The organism is Flavobacterium sp. (assembly GCF_039930565.1).
Classification (GTDB): Bacteria; Bacteroidota; Bacteroidia; order Flavobacteriales; family Flavobacteriaceae; genus Flavobacterium.
The window spans coordinates 84,514-102,606 of sequence record NZ_JBDTTP010000007.1; the positions used below are offsets into that span (position 1 = coordinate 84,514).

At 34.6% G+C, this 18,093-nt stretch carries 17 protein-coding genes; 9 read left to right on the forward strand and 8 right to left on the reverse strand.

Annotated features, from left to right (window positions below):
- Positions 1-28: 28 nt before the first annotated feature.
- Positions 29-3,034, reverse strand: coding sequence for a LamG-like jellyroll fold domain-containing protein (locus ABI657_RS03640; protein ID WP_348095877.1), 3,006 nt, complete (start codon positions 3,032-3,034; stop codon positions 29-31).
- A gap of 385 nt (positions 3,035-3,419) precedes the next feature.
- Between ABI657_RS03640 and ABI657_RS03645 the strand changes: the two genes are divergently transcribed.
- Genes ABI657_RS03645 through ABI657_RS03655 form a run of 3 tightly spaced genes read left to right on the forward strand, consistent with a single transcriptional unit; the run spans position 3,420 to position 5,698 of the window.
- Entirely contained in the window at positions 3,420-4,412 is a 993-nt protein-coding gene (locus ABI657_RS03645; protein WP_348095878.1) for an alpha/beta hydrolase, read from the forward strand.
- A gap of 19 nt (positions 4,413-4,431) precedes the next feature.
- A complete protein-coding gene (locus ABI657_RS03650) occupies positions 4,432-4,821 on the forward strand; it encodes a DUF1398 family protein (protein ID WP_348095879.1) in 390 nt (129 codons plus the stop codon).
- A gap of 19 nt (positions 4,822-4,840) precedes the next feature.
- Complete coding sequence (locus ABI657_RS03655; protein ID WP_348095880.1) at positions 4,841-5,698, forward strand: sulfurtransferase; 858 nt, start codon at positions 4,841-4,843, stop codon at positions 5,696-5,698.
- Between the two features lie 117 nt (positions 5,699-5,815).
- Here the strand turns inward: ABI657_RS03655 and ABI657_RS03660 are convergent, their stop codons facing one another.
- Positions 5,816-7,267 (reverse strand): family 43 glycosylhydrolase, encoded by a 1,452-nt coding sequence (locus ABI657_RS03660; RefSeq protein WP_348095881.1) that lies wholly within the window; start codon positions 7,265-7,267, stop codon positions 5,816-5,818.
- A 48-nt stretch (positions 7,268-7,315) separates the two neighbouring features.
- Positions 7,316-8,050, reverse strand: a complete 735-nt coding sequence (locus ABI657_RS03665; RefSeq protein WP_348095882.1) for a hypothetical protein — start codon at positions 8,048-8,050, stop codon at positions 7,316-7,318.
- A 333-nt stretch (positions 8,051-8,383) separates the two neighbouring features.
- On the opposite strand from ABI657_RS03665, the gene ABI657_RS03670 reads away from it, so the two are divergent.
- Positions 8,384-9,616: an ATP-binding cassette domain-containing protein gene (locus ABI657_RS03670; RefSeq protein ID WP_348095883.1), complete on the forward strand. Its 1,233-nt coding sequence runs from the start codon at positions 8,384-8,386 to the stop codon at positions 9,614-9,616.
- Positions 9,617-9,677: 61 nt separating this feature from the next.
- On the opposite strand, the gene ABI657_RS03675 is transcribed toward ABI657_RS03670, so the two are convergent.
- Both ABI657_RS03675 and ABI657_RS03680 read right to left on the reverse strand, forming a co-directional pair.
- Positions 9,678-10,721, reverse strand: a complete 1,044-nt coding sequence (locus ABI657_RS03675) for an RluA family pseudouridine synthase (protein WP_348095896.1) — start codon at positions 10,719-10,721, stop codon at positions 9,678-9,680.
- Positions 10,711-11,331: a PASTA domain-containing protein gene (locus ABI657_RS03680; protein ID WP_348095884.1), complete on the reverse strand. Its 621-nt coding sequence runs from the start codon at positions 11,329-11,331 to the stop codon at positions 10,711-10,713. Before ABI657_RS03680 ends, ABI657_RS03675 begins: the two co-directional genes overlap by 11 nt.
- A 255-nt stretch (positions 11,332-11,586) precedes the next feature.
- On the opposite strand from ABI657_RS03680, the gene ABI657_RS03685 reads away from it, so the two are divergent.
- The 4 genes from ABI657_RS03685 to ABI657_RS03700 all read left to right on the forward strand — a co-directional run bounded on the left by ABI657_RS03685 (position 11,587) and on the right by ABI657_RS03700 (position 14,531).
- A complete protein-coding gene (locus ABI657_RS03685; protein WP_348095885.1) occupies positions 11,587-12,558 on the forward strand; it encodes a D-alanine--D-alanine ligase in 972 nt (323 codons plus the stop codon).
- Positions 12,559-12,682: 124 nt separating this feature from the next.
- On the forward strand, positions 12,683-13,375 hold the full coding sequence (locus tag ABI657_RS03690; RefSeq protein ID WP_348095886.1) for a YetF domain-containing protein: 693 nt from the start codon (positions 12,683-12,685) through the stop codon (positions 13,373-13,375).
- 41 nt (positions 13,376-13,416) lie between these two features.
- Positions 13,417-13,875: a pantetheine-phosphate adenylyltransferase gene (coaD, locus tag ABI657_RS03695; RefSeq protein ID WP_348095887.1), complete on the forward strand. Its 459-nt coding sequence runs from the start codon at positions 13,417-13,419 to the stop codon at positions 13,873-13,875.
- 77 nt (positions 13,876-13,952) lie between these two features.
- On the forward strand, positions 13,953-14,531 hold the full coding sequence (locus ABI657_RS03700) for a PhnA domain-containing protein (protein ID WP_348095888.1): 579 nt from the start codon (positions 13,953-13,955) through the stop codon (positions 14,529-14,531).
- 85 nt (positions 14,532-14,616) lie between these two features.
- Here ABI657_RS03700 and ABI657_RS03705 read toward each other — a convergent pair whose 3' ends face one another.
- Positions 14,617-15,063 (reverse strand): hypothetical protein, encoded by a 447-nt coding sequence (locus ABI657_RS03705; RefSeq protein WP_348095889.1) that lies wholly within the window; start codon positions 15,061-15,063, stop codon positions 14,617-14,619.
- A 329-nt stretch (positions 15,064-15,392) separates the two neighbouring features.
- On the reverse strand, positions 15,393-16,742 hold the full coding sequence (locus tag ABI657_RS03710; RefSeq protein ID WP_348095890.1) for a DEAD/DEAH box helicase: 1,350 nt from the start codon (positions 16,740-16,742) through the stop codon (positions 15,393-15,395).
- Positions 16,743-16,907: 165 nt separating this feature from the next.
- Between ABI657_RS03710 and ABI657_RS03715 the strand changes: the two genes are divergently transcribed.
- Positions 16,908-17,258 carry a DUF2200 domain-containing protein gene (locus ABI657_RS03715; RefSeq protein ID WP_348095891.1) on the forward strand — a complete coding sequence of 117 codons (351 nt, stop codon included), beginning with the start codon at positions 16,908-16,910 and terminating at the stop codon, positions 17,256-17,258.
- A gap of 233 nt (positions 17,259-17,491) precedes the next feature.
- Here the strand turns inward: ABI657_RS03715 and ABI657_RS03720 are convergent.
- A partial coding sequence (locus ABI657_RS03720; protein ID WP_348095892.1) for an NUDIX domain-containing protein occupies positions 17,492-18,093 on the reverse strand: 602 nt, incomplete at its 5' end.

Consider the following 18,093-nt stretch of genomic DNA (forward strand, 5'->3'; position numbering starts at 1 on the left):
GTTTCTTTTTTAATAAATGGCTTGATTATTATTCTGCAACAATTTTAAAATTGCTGTTTAAATTTTCTCCCAAAACATTTAATATATAAAGTCCTGATACTTTTTTATTGGCAATATTTAAAGTAAAATTTCCATTTCCGTCAGTTTGGATCTTTTCTTTCACAATAATTCTTCCTGTAATATCGCTTAAAGTAGCCGTTACAAAAGATAAATTATTGTTTGGAATAGTGATGAAAACTTGCTCTTTTACAGGATTAGGATATACAGTAACATTGTTTTTGTTTTCAATAAATTTTTCAGTGCTTAATAATGCTTCATTGTATGCAGACAATACTTCAGATGCTGTTAATGCGTAGTTAAACATTTTGAGTTCATCAAACAATCCTTTGTAAGGTGCTGGAGTAGTATTGGCATACAATTCAAGTGCACCGATATTACCAATTACTAAATCTGTTGCCTCTCCTATGCCTACTGATGTTCCTGTGGCATCAGTTTTTTCACCGGTTAAAATACCATTGGTGAATATTCTTAATTTTGATGCCGTAACATCTCTCATAATCATTACATTGACCCAATTCCCATTAAAATAACTAGTCGCTGCTAATGTAGAGGCAAGTTCTGTTTTTGTTTTATCATCATCTATAGCATAACGCAATTGATTACTTTTAATTTCTACATTAAATCGTCGGCCTGTTGCACCAGTTACTGGATTTTTTGTCATCGAGCCTTTGCATAATATATAAGAACTCAACGTTGATCCGGTTGGTATTAAACTGGCATCGGCTTTCATCCAAAATGAAAGAGTAAAAGAGTTTTTGTCAAATAATATCTGATCCTGATTGGGGATGCTTACCATTAGCTTATTTGGCAATAATGCTGCAAAATCTATAGCTTTGTCTGCTTTTCCGGGAACTCTTACAGTACTATTATCGAAAGCCGCATCCAACTGTCCATTGTTTGCATAATTTGAAATATCTGTTATTTGCTGACCTTCGCCCGCAGCCTCTTTAAACGGCCAATGTCCAACAAGTTCTGGGGCCAGAGCACGAAAATTCCATACATCACCCATAATAGTTCCTTTTTCATTAGAAGCATCAATTCTCCAGTAGTAAGTTATTACCGGACTTAAACCTGTCACCAGGTATGATGGCGCCGCAACATAAGCTAAATCGGCCAACTTAGTTAAGTTTAAAGGATCAGTACCAAAATATACAGAATAGGTTTGTGTGTTTGTACTGCCACTCCATTTCAATGTTAAATTACCACCTGTCAACTGAACACTATTAAGTCCTGTACCCGGATTAGGTGCTGATGCTTTTACAGGAGCTGACGGAATTGGCGGTGTAGTCAGGCTTCCGGTTTCATACACTGATGATTCTGTACTATTTGTTGCTTTAAGACGATAATAATAGGTAGTATTCGGCAGTAAACCAGTGTCGTTATAACTTGTAACATTTGTATTAAGGGTAACAATCTCAGTATAATCGGTACCATTTATTGAACGCTCTACTACATAATTATCTTCATTTGCAGCACCGTCAATCCAATTGACAGTTAAAGAACTTAATGGCGGAACTTCGGTAGTAACCACATTGGTAAAATTTACATTTGATGGCGGAATAAGAAAATCTGCCGGTGTTTCATTCGTTAAGCTATTAATATACACTTCAATATTCAGATAAGGCGCATTTGTTGTGCTTACTGCTAAAGCATCAGCAGTATTTTTATCTAATCCATTGTTATCTTCCCATGCATCCGGTATACCATCATTATCCGTATCCAGAGGAGCCGGAGCACCATAGACATGTCCTGAGCCTCCGTTGATAAACCCAAATTTTGTTGTCAAATCAGATTGAACATATACATACGTTGCGGTCGTTCCTTTAGACATCAAATCAGAAATCATTAAATTCTCTACCTGATCTCGTCTTGGGTATGAAGCTCCAACACCCGATACAATTTTATTGTACGCATCCTCGGCAGTTAGTGTTGTATTTTTCATGGGATAATCATACGGTGTTGACAGAATTGATGCCGCATCTTCCGTCGGATATCCGGATAAATCTGCCGGTACCAAAGTACCATTTAATATTCCATCCTTATTATTATCAAAATAATTACCTGAACCATATAAAAAGAAATTCGCATTTCCTCTGTTAAAAGGTGTAGAAACCGAACTGCTGGTATTTGGGCCTCCAATAAAATAATTATTGATAATGTTTACATCTGATCTTCCGGCAGAATCGCCTCCCATTATGTAAGCATCTCCGGATTCGGTATGTCCATAAGTATTGCCATAGTTACCCCAGTTATAAACAACATTATTTACAAACTCGTTAATTCCCTTAATCTTGTTGTTACGTGTTTTATTACAGATATATAAATTTCCAATTAAGCTTACCTTTCCGCCTGAAGGCTGAATCAATCCTCCCGCTGAGTGATTGTGGCGATGTAATCCCTGTCCAATAATACAATTCTGAATAGTGATATTATCAGGACTCACACCTTTGCCATCCCAATTAATTGAAAAAACTTCATCAGTTCCCCACGTAAAAGTCATATGGTCGAAAATCATGTCTGTCCCGCTTGACAGCCCTGATGCATCCTGATTTTGCGCTGTTCCACCATATCTAATACGAAGATATCTAGCAATAGTGTTGCTTGCTCCTGAAAAAGTTACACGTGGACCTAAAAATACAATTCCTTCTCCCGTTGCTGTCTGCCCGGCAATAGTTGTATTAGGCGAAACGACAATCTGAGTAAGTAAATTAACAATCCCTCCTACCTTAAATAGTACAAACCTGCCTTCCTGGCTAACTGCATCGCGAAATGAACCTGGTCCGCTATCATTTAAATTAGTAACTAAATAAATCTGTGGATTTGACGATCCTCTGGCACCTGTAGTAAATTTTCCAAAACCGGTAGCTTCCGGAAATGCAAGTGTTTGTCCATTTACATTATTAATCGTGGGCATTAACACACAAATCATGAAAATTTTTAGTGTTAAATTAAAGTTTAAAGTAATTTTCTTCATCTTACTTGGTTTAAAATTGGTTAAATAGCTATAACCAATTTAGTTATAAGATAAAAGTAGAGCGTCCTGTCGTATCCTGTTAGTCGTTTTAATATCAGTATATTATTAATTAGAAGTGCAGTTGTATTTTACCATCTAAGTAATAGAAATAATTTATAATAAACTTAAACAACAGAATTCTTTAATTATGATTCGCTATAAAAGACTGGGATGAAGCAAAAAACACAAAATTATTGGAGATAAACAATTTTGTTCAATAGCTTTGAATATTATATCTGTCACAGCATAATATTATGTTATTTCCATTTTTTGATAATTTTAAGGCTCTCATTTTGTTTTTGAAAATACATAACAGTAAATTTATAATGAATGAAATGTATTTCAAATGAAAACTATAAAAATCTTACTATTTCTATTCCCTTTTTTGTGCTTTTCACAAGCACAAAAAATAAAGGATTTAGACATCTTTTTAACTAATTATGAATATCCATTTCCGGTACATTTTTTAGAACTTAACAACCAGCGTCAAGTTTTAAAAATGGCCTACATGGAGATTAAACCCGATAATTATAATACTAAAAACATAGTATTACTGCATGGAAAAAATTTCAACGGAGCTTATTGGGAGACTACTATTAAAGCCTTGGCAAAGGAGGGTTTCCGTGTAATTGTTCCTGATCAGATTGGTTTTGGAAAATCATCCAAACCAGATAATTTTCAATATACTTTTCAGCAATTTGCTGAGAATACCAAAAAATTATTAGATCATTTGGGCATTGAAAAAACAACGATTTTAGGACATTCGATGGGCGGAATGTTAGCTACAAGATTTACGTTGATGTATCCTGAAACTGTTGAAAAATTAGTTTTGGAAAACCCAATAGGGTTAGAAGACTGGAAAACAGCTGTTCCCTATAAACCAGTAGATTGGTGGTATGAAAGTGAACTAAAACAAAATTACGAAGCCATAAAAAAATACCAAATGGAAAATTACTACAATGGAAAATGGAATGCCGATTACCAAAAATGGGCAGAACTTGCTGCTGGCTGGACTACAGCACCCGATTATAATAAGGTGGCATGGAACTCTGCTTTGATGTACGACATGATTTTTACACAACCCGTTTTGTATGAATTTAAAAATATCAAAAGCCCAACGCTTTTAATCATTGGAACAAGGGACAAAACGGCAATTGGAAAACAATGGGCACCTGAAGAAGTCAGAAAGAAGCTGGGAAATTATGCCGAATTAGGTAAAAAAACGCAAAAGGCAATTCTGAATTCAAAATTAGTTGAAGTCCCAAATACAGGACACTTGCCGCATATCGAATCTTTTGATCAATTTATAAATCCATTAATCGTATTTTTAAAACAATAAAACATTAAAATCACAACTTATGTTTACAATCGAACAAATAAAAGAAGCACATGCGAAAGTAAAAAGCGGTGCTGATTTTCCAAACTACTTACAAGACCTGATTATTTTAGGTGTAAAAGGCTATGATACTTTTGTTAATGACGGACATGTGGAATATTATGGCGTAAACAATTACATGGTAACTTCTGACGAAAAATATCCTGAAATAAAAATTGAAGATGCTGCCCACAAAGAGCGTTTTATTGAGTTTCTGGTAGCGCATCAGGATGGGCAAACTGATTATATTACTTTCTGCAATCACTCCGGACAATGCGGAATTGCCAAATGGCGTGTTGACATTATTGAAATGAACTGTACGTATTTTGATAAATCAGGTGCCGAAATTTTGATTGAAAAAATTCCGGGTTAATCAGTTATAACGAATCCAGATGTCAAAAAAATTGTCTCCCATAATTAATCCTGAGGAATTAATTCAGTTAAAAAATTCTTCTGAAATTATTTTAATAGATGCCAGAGCGGGTCTTAGTGCTGAAGAAAATTACAACTCTGAACATTTAAAAGGCGCCCGTTATGTCCATTTAAACCGGAATTTGTCAACAGTTGATTGTAATCCTAAAAATGGAGGAAGACATCCGTTGCCTTCTTTGGAAAAATTTTCAGAAGTGCTTTCAAAAATCGGCATTTTACCTACTAGTCATGTCATTGTCTATGATGACAAAAACGGTTCAAACGCTGCTGCTAGATTTTGGTGGATGCTAAGATCAATAGGACATGAAAAAGTTCAGGTTGTAAACGGTGGATTGCAAGCGGCAATAAAAGCCGGATTTCCTTTAAATTCAGGAATAGAAATTTTTGAAGAAACAGTTATCTATCCACTTTCTGAATGGAAATTGGGCATTTCAAATATAGAAGACGTCGAAAAAGCTCGAAATAATAACGAAAATATTGTAATTGATGTAAGAGATAAAAATCGTTTTGACGGCCTAACAGAACCTATCGATTTAATTGCAGGACATATTCCGGGAGCAATAAATGTTCCGTTTAGTGAAAATTTAGATGAAAGTGGGTTCTATCATACAGCAGAAACATTAAAAGAAAAATATTCAGGAATTATTGGCGACATAAAAACTGAAAACATCATTATACATTGCGGTTCTGGTGTTACAGCCTGTCATACTTTGCTGGCAATGGACTATGCCGGAATTCCGATTCCAAAATTATACGTAGGTTCCTGGAGTGAATGGTCACGAAATGATAAGCCTATGGTAATCAAACAATTCAGCTAAAAGCATAAGTCATTACTCATTGAAAACTATTAACAAATGATACAACATTCATTTTCTACAAAAAAAAGACACACTTAATATAAGTGCGTCTTTTTCATTTTTTTCAGAAAGAATATATTAGTGCGCTCTAAAATTCCATTTAGAATTATCACTATTCCTATCAAACTTTGCAAGTGTGATTGTGCTGTCACCAGAAGACACCAAAGCTAATTTTTCATTAGAATTTGGAACAACCTTAGGCATTATTCTATACGTCCCGTCAATTAATTGATCAATACGCCAGAGTTGTTCAGATGCACCGGTAAATTTTGGAACTGTTATCAGCTCTGCGTCTGCGGTTGCTGCTAGTGCCCGATCTGTTCCTGCTATTACTATTTTATAATAAGGTGCTCCAAGATATCCTCCTGCATTTGGATCCGCTGTAATGGTCCATTTTTGATGAGGACGGAACATATAATCACCAGTACGAACTTTTGTATCTCCTTTTGGCCATGTATCAATTACATCTGACAATTGCTGTGATGGAATAGCTTTTACAGGCTCATTAACGTCATGCTCCCACGGACGCTTTCTATCCTCCATTCGAACAAAATCTACCACTAATTCTAAGGCATAACCTCTTCTCTCTGATTCAATTTCATAAGTTCCTTCCTTAAAATTATCCCCTGCAACTGGCCAGCCGTTTTTCCATAACAAAGGACGAATACCTAATACACTGCGTCCGCTTTGGTCTAAATCAGCTTCGTAATGACAGGACATTTTTTGAACTCCATCACCAAGGTCAATTAGTCCAAAGTGTCCCGGTCCGTTAACTCTTCCTCCTGCAGCAATTACCATTTTACCGCCTCCTTTCAGCATATCTCTTCCCATATTATCTAGGTAAGGGCCTGTGACTTTTTTCGAGCGTCCCACCACTATATTATAAGTAGAGTTGGCACCATCACAACAGGTTCCATGTGTTCCAAGCAGGTAATACCATCCATCACGATACATCAAATCAGTTGCTTCACAGTCAATTGCTATATCTATTGCCTTATTGCCTTTTACACGCGCTCCTGTTTTAGGATCAAGTTCTACAATACGAATAAATCCAAAATAGGTTCCGTAAGAACACCATAATCTGCCATTGGTAGGATCTAAAAGAAGTCCCGGATCAATGGCATCGTTATCTTCCATATTACTTGAAGAAGCAACAACTATTGGTTCGGAATATTTAAAATCCGGAGAATTTGGATCAAGTGTCTTGTTCCACATCGTATTTATTTGTCCGTCATGTCCGCCGCCTAAACCACCACCGGTAGAACCATACGCTATAAGATAACGATCACCAATTTTTACTACATCCGGAGCAGCTCCTCCGCCTGGTCTTACGCCTCCTTCATTCCAAGTCCAGCCATCATCGGATATTAAACCTCCTCCACGAGTGCCAAATGTATAATACTTCCCTTCACATTCCATTATTGTTGATGGATCATGTATAAATGGTTTTCCTGTCTGGGCATTTACTGTTCCGGATAACCATATTGATAACAGGGCTATTGCGCCTATTAGTTTATTTCTTATTTTCATAATAATTACAAATTTTTACAAATGAGATTTTTAATTAGGATTAATTAATTATTCCAGAGTAATAGTTAAATCCTTTATTGGCTGCCCTTTTTCATCCAGGAAACGAACACAAAAATCACTCATTCCGGGTCCATTGATTACTGCACCGCGAATTATATTTTTCCCTTTGTTAAGAGTAAGACGAGGTGAAACGCAATCATCCATTACCATCCGTCTGTCTCCTGAAAGCAATACAGCTTCCTTTTCATTTACCCACCACATAGATGCCGAATTTGACCCTACTGCCATTCTTACATTTTTCATTTCTTTTGGGCTGTTAACTACTGTTACTGACCAAAACACAACTCCGTATATTTCTTTTTTTAACCCATAAGCTAAACGAAATAATTTTACATTGAATTTTTTGCTGTCGAGTGCATGCCATGTTAGTTCCTGATCGCCAACTTTTACCTTTTCTCCATTTTTAGGAAGAATAGTAAACTGATTTGGAAAATACTCGGTAGAAAATGCCGTTCTGAGGTAGCTATCAGTAAAAACAGCATTACTACGGTTTGGTTTGTTAATTGGTTCTAATAATAACCAACGTTGAATGAATCCATCCGAATCTGGTGTTTTTTTTGATTTTGTTGCCGGACTAAAGTAAGGCTCGATACTTCTTACAGTATCGTTTTTGGTATTTGAATCAATTTTGCCTCTCGATGAGACAGTAAATCCTTGTAACCCTAATGTTGCCAAAAATACAAAGCACATCACTTTCAACGACGTTTTGTGTTTAATGTTCATAGTAAATTTTAAAGTTTATGGTTGGTTTTTGTTTAAAAAATTAGCACAATTTTTTACTAAAATACAAATAAAAGCAACCGGTTGTAATTATATGTGTAATTTTTACGTTTAAAATAATGAAATCATGAATTAGCAGAGATACTTATGAATTTAATTGACAATCAAAAGAATTAAAGTGATTTGTTTGTTTGTTTTTCAGATTTTTTAAATAAATTATCTTTACGATGCTAATATGTTATCTAATTTTGACACTAAATAGAGTGGAATAAATATTATATTAGAATGAATACCGATATCTCTAAACAACAAAACAATATCTTCAATAAATAAATAATGCATCAAAAACAACATTGGGACATCCTCTTATCCAATCAGGTAAACAAAAAAAAGTTCATAGATACTTTACTTATGGGTCAGGCTAAAAAAGAATTAGCTGTTTTCAATAATCAAAAAGGAATTCTTTTTTCTGATATTGCAATCGAGAAATTTATCGAAAAAGAATACCAATACGATTCTGTTGAAGCTTTACCTGAATCACACCGGCAATTAAGAACTTTTTCATCCGGAGAACGTAAAAAAGAGTTTTTAAAATACTGCATCTGCCAAAAACCGGATTTTATAATATTTGACAATCCATTTGATCATTTGGATAACGCTTCGAGGGTAATTCTGGCAGAATCCTTAAAAGATTTAGCTAATAGTATTGCTATCATTCAAATTGTGAACCGGGTTACAGATATCCTCAATTTTGTTGAAAATAAAGCTCAGATTAAGGACGATACTTTTGAGTTACACCCCATTCCAAAAACCGGAACTAATTTTAAAACCGTAAATGCATCAGCAATTCCAAAAGCTGTTGAGCTGCATTCCTTCCACGAAAGTGTATTAATTAAAATGAATAATATTTCAGTCAGTTATGATGATCGAAAGATTCTGGACACTATTTCATGGACAATTAGACAAGGCGAATTCTGGCAGTTAATTGGTCCGAATGGTTCGGGCAAAAGCACTATATTATCTTTAATTTCCGGAGATAATCCAAAGGGATTTGGACAGGAATTATATTTGTTCGGAAGAAAAAAAGGAACCGGAGAAAGCGTTTGGGATATCAAGAAACAAATCGGAATCTTCAGTACCTCCATGACCGATTTATTTCAAAAAAGCCACACTTTAGAAGAAATGATCCTCTCTGGTTTCTTTGATTCTATCGGATTATATATTGAACCAACAACGCTTCAAAAACAGATCGTTTCGCAATGGCTGGAAGTTATTGAGATGGCTTCCTTAAGAAAAAAGCGTTTCATTGATCTTTCAATTGGTCAGCAAAGAGTCGCACTGATTGTTCGTGCCGTTTTAAAACACCCGCCTTTATTAATTTTAGATGAACCTGTTGAAGGTCTAGATGACGAAAATGTAGATTTGGTCATTCAATTGATTAATACGATCAAACAAGAAACCAATGTGACTATTTTATATGTTTCACATAGAATTGAAGCTGGCCTCTCTCCTACTTCGGTTTTCGAATTGACTCCAACACAAACAGGATCAATTGGAAAGATAAAGTAACAATTAAAACAAAAAAAAGCTCCGTTAAGGAGCTTTTATATCTTCAAAAGTAATTATCTAATTAATTCTCTTCTTCCTCTACATGATGTGTTTTAGAATAATTGCGCCATTTATCAAGGCAATCCTGAAAATCCTGCGGTAATTCCGTATCAAAACGCATCATTTCCTTAGTATTCGGATGTATAAAACCAAGTGTTTTGGCATGCAGTGCCTGACGCGGCAAAGCTTTAAAACAATTTTCTATAAACTGTTTGTATTTCGTAAACGTAGTTCCTTTCAAAATCAAGTGACCACCGTAACGTTCATCATTAAATAACGGATGTCCAATGTGTTTCAAGTGTGCACGGATTTGGTGTGTTCTTCCGGTTTCTAATCTGCAGGAAATCAAAGTCACATACCCAAACCGTTCTAAAACCTTATAATGCGTAATTGCGGGTTTACCTATTTCCGGATCTGCAAAAACCGCCATTTGCATGCGGTCTTTTAGGTGTCTGGCAAGGTTTCCTTCAATTGTTGCTTCTTCATTCGCAACATTTCCCCAAACAAGGGCAATATATTCACGTTCAGACGTTTTGGCTTCAAATTGTTTCGCCAAATGTGTCATGGCAGCTTCTGTTTTGGCAACAACCAAAAGTCCTGACGTATCTTTATCGATTCTGTGAACCAGTCCCGGGCGTTCACTGCTGTTCATTGGCAGGTTATCAAAATGGTGCGCCAGAGCATTTACCAGAGTTCCGGTGTAATTTCCGTGACCTGGATGTACTACCATTCCAGGTTCTTTATTGATCAGAAGCAAAGCATCATCTTCATACACAATATTCAACGGAAGATCTTCCGGCAGAATATGGTTTTCAAACGGCGGATGCGTTAACATCACCGTAATAATATCAAGTGGTTTTACCTTATAATTCGATTTTACCGGAATATCATTCACAAAAATATTCCCTTCACTTGCCGCATTCTGAATTTTATTTCGAGTAGAATTCTGAATCATATTCATGAGATATTTGTCTATTCTCAAAAGCGCCTGACCTTTCGGAATTTCAAATCTATAATGTTCAAATAACTCGTCTTCCAGATCTAAATTTTCAATATTATTGTTCATCATTTGGGGTTTCATTTGGCACAGCAGTACTGTCTGTGGCCTCACTTTCATCTACATAACTTGCTTTACCGTCTCCTAAAACCAAATCGATTTTGGACGCTTTCAGCACTCTGTCTCCGGCTTTTAGGTTTCTGCCTTTATATCGGAGTTCCAGAACCATATCTTTTCCAAGGTTCGGAATATAAGTAATTGTTCCTTCCTCAAGCCCTAAAGCTTTCAATGTCGGAACAGCTTCACGGTATGTTTTTTCAATTAAATCCGGGATTTTAACAGATGAAAATCCTGAAGAATTAATCTTAATATATATTTTTCTTCCTACTTTTACTTTTGTCCCCGGCAACGGATCCTGCTCAACAACACTGTACTTAGGAAATTGACTTCTGTAATCCACACTGTCCAAAAGCACATAATCCAGATCCAGTTCGTCCAGCTTCTCTTCTACCTGCTCTTCAGTCAGTTTAGCTAAATTCGGAACCTCTATTTCATGGCCATGATCAGTTGTAAAGGTCAGCCAATGCATAAATAAATAAGCCAAAACTGCAATAATAGCAAACGCAATTAATATTTGTATTAAAAAAACCTTGCTTGTAAAATACTTATGTATCCTCATAATTTATTTTTATTTGTGGCAAAGATAAAGCTATTTCGTTTCAAAAAAAATGATAATTTTGTTTAAAAAAAGAAAGCTTTATCTACCTGTTATCAGAAGTAGCTTTTTCCTGCTGTCCGCTGTATCTTTTCCGCCGAACCCCGGCCCAAAAGGATGCCGCTTCCATCAGGGCTAGGGCTCCGGGTTTTATAACAACATTTTGATTAAACGATTAGCTATTAAATATATTTCGATTCAACATATAAACAGTAAAAAATGAAAAACATTGCCATCATCATGGGCGGATATTCAAGCGAATACAAAATTTCGCTTATCTCAGGAAACGTCGTAAATCAATATCTTGACAAAACAAAATACAACGGGTTCCGTATTCATATTTTTAAGGAAAAATGGGTATATGTTGATGAAAATGAAGCTGAATTTCCAATTGATAAAAATGATTTTTCAGTTACTGTAAACGGAGAAAAAATCAAATTCGATTGTGTTTTCAACGCCATCCACGGAACTCCGGGCGAAGACGGATTAATGCAGGCGTATTTTGAATTGTTAGGTATTTCGCAATCATCCTGCGATTATTACCAATCGGCATTGACATTCAATAAACGTGATTTATTATCGGTTTTAAAACCATACGGAATCAAAACCGCTATTTCCTATTACCTAAACAAAGGGGATATCATCAATACAGAGGAAATCGTTAAAAAAGTCGGCTTGCCGTGTTTCGTAAAACCAAACAAAGCGGGTTCAAGTTTCGGAATCTCAAAAGTAAAAACCGCTGCCGAATTGCCAATTGCCATTGAAGTAGCTTATAAAGAAGATAACGAAATCATTATAGAAAGTTTTCTTGACGGAACCGAGGTTTCAGTTGGTGTCATCAATTACAAAGGAGAAATCAAGGTATTGCCAATTACAGAAATCGTTTCCGACAATGATTTCTTCGATTATGAAGCCAAATACGAAGGGAAATCACAGGAAATTACTCCCGCCAGAATTTCAGATGAACTAACCCAAAAAGTAAGTGAAGTGGCAAAACGCGCCTACGAAGTCTTAAAAATGAAAGGTTTCTCAAGAAGCGAATTCATTATTGTAGACAACGAACCGTATATGCTCGAAATGAACACGATTCCAGGACTAACAACCGAAAGCCTGATTCCGCAACAAGCCAAAGCAGCCGGTATTTCACTTGAAGAATTGTTTACAAATGCTATTGAGTTAGCTTTAGAATAGTCATTAAACATTAAAGGTGCTAAGTTCTAAGATTCTCAGCACCTTTAATATTGAAGTTATACAGATCAAATTTTAATACTAAAAACTCTGAAACTAGTAACTCTGAAACTTAGCAACATCAAAAATGAAAGAAATTTTCGAATGGAATAGAGTATTATTTAACGAATTGCCGGGAATTTTTCTTCTGGAAGTCATATTTCGTTCTACAGTAATGTTCATTATTTTATTACTAACCCTGAAACTTGCCGGAAAACGTGGTGTAAAACAATTATCAATTTTCGAAACTGTGATTGTAATAGCATTGGGTTCTGCGGCAGGCGATCCTATGTTTTATGAAGATGTAGGTATTGTGCCGGCTGCCATAGTATTCTTAGTTATTATCATTCTGTATCGCGGTGTAACCTGGCTTACAGGAAAAAGCAAAAAATTTGAAGAATTTATTGAAGGGAAAACAGAATGCCTTATAGATGACGGAAAATTTTCTTTAACTAGTTTCAAAAAAGAAACTTTGGCACAGGATGAATTTTTTTCTGAGCTTCGTGTAAACTCAGTTGAACATTTAGGACAGGTAAAACATGCCTTTATAGAGCCAAGCGGAGAAGTCAGCATATTTTATTATGAAGATGAGAAAGTTGGATACGGATTACCAATCTTACCAGCTTTATTTAATGAAAAAAGTAAAATAATCCCAACAGATGGTACTTATTCCTGTACTTTTTGCGGTCATACAGAAGAACAACAAGCAGGAAATGCAAAATGTAAAGTCTGCAAAAAAGAAGAATGGGTTTCATCCATAAAAACATTAAGAATTTCTTAGAAACTTAAAGCTTAGACAATCAAAATCATACAAACTCAAAAATGAGAAAAGCCATATTTCCCGGATCATTTGATCCCATCACATTGGGTCACGAAGATATTATCAAAAGAGGAATATCCCTTTTTGATGAAATAGTAATTGCCATTGGCGTAAATGCCGAAAAAAAATACATGTTTTCACTCGAAGAAAGAAAGCGCTTTATTGAAGAAACTTTCAAAGATGAACCAAAGATATCCGTAATAACATACGAAGGTCTGACACTTGATTTATGCCATAAACTAAAAGCCAATTTTATATTAAGAGGATTGCGCAATCCCGCAGATTTCGAATTCGAAAAAGCCATAGCACACACTAACAGGCGTCTTTCTAAAATTGAAACCGTCTTTTTACTGACCGCTGCACAAACTTCCTTTATCAGTTCGAGCATAGTTCGTGATGTATTGCGTAATGGTGGTAAATATGAAATGCTGGTTCCGGATGCGGTTAGAGTGAAGAAATAAACACGCAAGACAAACAATATAAATTTGTAAGCCATACAAATTAAAACTAATTTCGCCTCTCAAATAAACACCAAACAATGAGCATCGAAAGAGAATTAAACAAACGCAGCGGATCTAAATGTGAACTTTGCGGCGCTGAAGAAAACCTAAAAGTATATGAGGTACTACCCGCTCAAAAAGGCGGACTTGACGAAAGTATTTTAGCCTGTACAACCTGCATCGACCAGATTGAAAACCCTGAGAATGTAGATCTGAATCACTGGAGATGTTTAAACGACAGCATGTGGAATGAAAATACTGCTGTTCAGGTGGTAGCATGGAGAATGTTAAGTCGTATGCGCAATGCAGGATGGCCACAGGAATTGTTAGATATACTATATTTAGATGAAGATACTTTAGCTTGGGCACAAGCAACCGGCGAAGGCGAAGAGGATGAAAACAAAATTATTCACCGTGACAGCAATGGAGTAATCCTGGAACACGGTGATTCTGTGGTTTTAATTAAGGATTTAAAAGTAAAAGGATCCAGTATGGTAGCCAAACAAGGAACTGCCGTACGAAATATTCGTCTTGACCATGAAAATGCTGAATATATCGAAGGAAAAGTCGATGGCCAGCAAATTGTAATTATTACACAATACGTAAAAAAAATATAAGCACACTTATAAATTAAGTTATTTATTACAAAGCAAAAAGGCTGTTCAGTTTGAACAGCCTTTTTAATTTATAATTTTGAAATAATTATTTTTGAAATAATTTATTAATCTGATCTTTTATAAGTGGTTCAGAAATACTGCTTGTAACAGAAGTAGCATCTTTAGAAGAAACCATAAACTGAACAGTAGCTTTATCAGGACTTACACTTCCTGTATAATGCAACCAAATATAATTATTAGGCAATTCTAATTTTATATCATATAATGGACTTGCAGTAAAACCATTTATAATAATATTATAAAGATTTGTATAATCATTATTAAGGTTTTTAAATGCAAACTTTCTTAAGCTTGATGATTCATCTTCGTTTTGAATACTTGTATAATATACTGTATATTCATCTCCAATTTTTTGAATATAGTTGTTATTTACTTTTCCTAATTTTTCAACTGGAACAGTTTCCAAAACTTTAATTTGTGCAAAAGAGATGAAACTCAGAAACAAAATGGCAATGGTAAGGATTCTTTTCATAATTAATTTGGGGTTTAATATTTGCTCTGCAATAAACGCAGAAATTGTGATAAATTAAAGTATATAGCGTTATTTTATTAACATAATATTATAATTGTTGTTTATAATTCATTCAACTGGTTATGATTTTAAATTAAATACCTAAAAATCAACACAATAAGTGTTTCGTAGCAATATCATTATAGGAGTATTATAAAATTAGAACAACTAAAAACATGCTTAATATTAAATATTATACTACAAAATGCGCTAACAAAATATAATTGAATTTTACAATTTTAAAAAAAAAAAATCTAAAAACATCCGCAATGAAAAAATTGTGATAGAAATTATTTCTCCTCTTCTTTCTTAACCACTTTTCTAGCAACCTCGATTTTAAATCTCTTACCTTTCATTTTTTCATCTTTGATGTGGTTAAGAAGATCTTTTACTTTATTGTATTTTACTGCGGCAAATGATATAAAATCTTTTACTTCAATGAGGCCCAAATCGCCTTTTTCCAGTTTTCCCTTTTGGGAAAAAAAACCAACAATATCAATTTTATTAAGTTTTGTTTTCTTTCCTCCACTGATGTAAATGGTTTGATATTCGGGAGGTTTAGGCAAAGTTGTGGCATTTCCGACCTTTAAAACATCCATACCATAATCAATGTAATCAAGTTGTTTTTCACTTTCGTGGATGATAATATAGGCAGTTCCAGAAGCCTGCATACGTGCAGTACGACCATTACGGTGCGTAAATTCGTCTTCTTTTAAAGGAAGATGATAATGAATTACGTGTTTCATTTCAGGTATATCCAATCCACGAGCAGCCAAATCTGTAGTAATTAAGTAACTCATGCTTCCATTCCTGAACTGAATTAAAGCACGCTCACGCTCATCCTGATCCATTCCGCCATGATAATATGTAGCATAAATTCCTTTTTCGTTTAAAGTATCACTAATACGTTCTGCAGCATCACGATGGTTACAGAAAACAATAGCAGATTGTGATTTCAATGAACAAATCAAACTAAACAAACTCTCTAATTTATCTTTTGAAGATGACACAACCATTTTTATCAAAAGGTTTGCTTTCTCCTCTTCCTCAGGAATAAAATCCAAAATAGTTGGATTTACAACGCGTGTATATTTCGGAATCTCAATATCAGAAGTGGCCGAAACCAGAACACGTTTATTCAGTTTTGATAATTTTCCGATAATGAAAGACATCTGCTCATGAAAACCCAATTGAAGTGATTTATCAAATTCATCTAAAATTAAAGTCTGAATTTTGTCTGTCCTGAAAGTTTCTCTGTCAATATGATCTGCAATTCTTCCGGGAGTTCCAATTAAAACAGCGGGCGGATTGCTTAAATTTTTGATCTCAGTATCTATTGAATGACCTCCGTAACAAATATTTACTTTATAAGTGGTCGCCATTTTTTTCCAAACCTGCTCAATTTGCAAACCTAATTCACGAGAAGGCACTAAAATGAGACATTGAACTGATAAAATTTCAGGTTGTAATAATTCTAATACTGGCAGTAAAAAAGCCAGCGTTTTTCCTGATCCGGTTGGAGAAAGAAGCAAAACATTGTTTTCGTTTAAAATAGCATCCTGTGCAGCTTCCTGCATTTCGTTAAGACTCTCGATACCTAAATTCGAAAGTATATTGTTGGAATGGTGATTTTTATTCATTTTGCAAAAATAGGAAAATTAGACTGGAGATTATACCCTTTTAGATAACAATTAATTACTATGATTTCTGATAAATTTTTTCACTGTAACTCAATTTTTCTTTTCATTCTTTTAACTATTTTTGAAAGTAACAATTTATGTCTATTTTATTCTAAATCAAAAACTATGGAAAAACATAGAATTTTCACAACATCATTTGCTAGCGTGTATCCACATTATATCACTAAAGCAGAGAAAAAAGGCCGGACAAAAGATGAAGTTGACACCATAATTAGATGGCTGACAGGATATACTCAGGAACAACTGCAACAACAAATTGACAACAAAAAAGATTTTGAAACTTTTTTTGCAGAAGCGCCTCGATTAAATGAAAATGTTTCACAAATAACTGGTGTTATTTGTGGATACAGGATTGAAGAAATCGAAAATAAACTCATGCAAAAGATTCGCTACTTAGATAAGCTAATTGATGAACTGGCTAAAGAAAAGTCAATGGAAAAAATTTTAAGAAGTTAGTCTGAATCAGGAATATATTAAATAAATTCAGGATAATACCAATTAGAATCTTATGAGAATGATCCGTTTTTACAGTCATTACAAATGCTTTCTTATTTCGATTAAAAAAATGCCCGAACGCAAAGATCGCTGGGGCATTTTTTTAATTCGGCACGAACTTATCAATATCAAATTTGAGATGCAATAGCAAAAGTTACTATTCAATTCTAATTTGAAATAGCCTCTGATAACTCCTATTGCAATTGATTTTCTTGTTCAAATAACAATTTAATATTTTCGTATGAATTTTTTAAGGCTTCTTTTATTTCCTCCGGATTCAACCAGGCTACTTTTTCTATTCCTTCTTCAAGCTGGCCTTGTGGAGTTCCTTCAAAATCAGAATGCATTTCGAACCAATGGGTAATTTTAAGTTTGTATTTCCCGTTGCGTTTAAAAACGTGATACGTTTTTTGAAGTTTATTTATTATTTGAAGTTTACCTACACCTGTTTCCTCTTCAACCTCTCTCATAGCAGTATCTTCAATCTCCTCACCTTTCTCGATTCCACCTTTTGGCAGATCCCATTTTCCATTTCTAAAAATAAATAAAACTTCCCTCTTTTTATTATAAACAAAGCCTCCACCTGCCTTATTAACAGGAATTTTAGCTTTTAAAGTTTTCATAATCTCTTTTTCATCAGGATGGTATAAATAAGCCTTTTGAATTTTATTTTGAAACATCTTGACAATAAGCTGCTCAATATCAATACTCTCTAACAAAAATAATTGAAAGTCAGTCTCTCTTGAGATTTCATTTGTCAAAAAAAGTGGTTTGTCGTTCACAAAAACTTTATACA

What these genes read in the sequence shown, in the direction of transcription:
- ABI657_RS03640 (WP_348095877.1), bottom strand. Translation starts at nt 3,034, where the DNA reads ATGAAGAAAATTACTTTAAACTTTAATTTAACACTAAAAATTTTCATG.
- ABI657_RS03645 (WP_348095878.1), top strand. Translation starts at nt 3,420, where the DNA reads ATGAAAACTATAAAAATCTTACTATTTCTATTCCCTTTTTTGTGCTTT.
- ABI657_RS03650 (WP_348095879.1), top strand. Translation starts at nt 4,432, where the DNA reads ATGTTTACAATCGAACAAATAAAAGAAGCACATGCGAAAGTAAAAAGC.
- ABI657_RS03655 (WP_348095880.1), top strand. Translation starts at nt 4,841, where the DNA reads ATGTCAAAAAAATTGTCTCCCATAATTAATCCTGAGGAATTAATTCAG.
- ABI657_RS03660 (WP_348095881.1), bottom strand. Translation starts at nt 7,267, where the DNA reads ATGAAAATAAGAAATAAACTAATAGGCGCAATAGCCCTGTTATCAATA.
- ABI657_RS03665 (WP_348095882.1), bottom strand. Translation starts at nt 8,050, where the DNA reads ATGAACATTAAACACAAAACGTCGTTGAAAGTGATGTGCTTTGTATTT.
- ABI657_RS03670 (WP_348095883.1), top strand. Translation starts at nt 8,384, where the DNA reads ATGCATCAAAAACAACATTGGGACATCCTCTTATCCAATCAGGTAAAC.
- ABI657_RS03675 (WP_348095896.1), bottom strand. Translation starts at nt 10,721, where the DNA reads ATGAACAATAATATTGAAAATTTAGATCTGGAAGACGAGTTATTTGAA.
- ABI657_RS03680 (WP_348095884.1), bottom strand. Translation starts at nt 11,331, where the DNA reads ATGAGGATACATAAGTATTTTACAAGCAAGGTTTTTTTAATACAAATA.
- ABI657_RS03685 (WP_348095885.1), top strand. Translation starts at nt 11,587, where the DNA reads ATGAAAAACATTGCCATCATCATGGGCGGATATTCAAGCGAATACAAA.
- ABI657_RS03690 (WP_348095886.1), top strand. Translation starts at nt 12,683, where the DNA reads ATGAAAGAAATTTTCGAATGGAATAGAGTATTATTTAACGAATTGCCG.
- coaD (WP_348095887.1), top strand. Translation starts at nt 13,417, where the DNA reads ATGAGAAAAGCCATATTTCCCGGATCATTTGATCCCATCACATTGGGT.
- ABI657_RS03700 (WP_348095888.1), top strand. Translation starts at nt 13,953, where the DNA reads ATGAGCATCGAAAGAGAATTAAACAAACGCAGCGGATCTAAATGTGAA.
- ABI657_RS03705 (WP_348095889.1), bottom strand. Translation starts at nt 15,063, where the DNA reads ATGAAAAGAATCCTTACCATTGCCATTTTGTTTCTGAGTTTCATCTCT.
- ABI657_RS03710 (WP_348095890.1), bottom strand. Translation starts at nt 16,742, where the DNA reads ATGAATAAAAATCACCATTCCAACAATATACTTTCGAATTTAGGTATC.
- ABI657_RS03715 (WP_348095891.1), top strand. Translation starts at nt 16,908, where the DNA reads ATGGAAAAACATAGAATTTTCACAACATCATTTGCTAGCGTGTATCCA.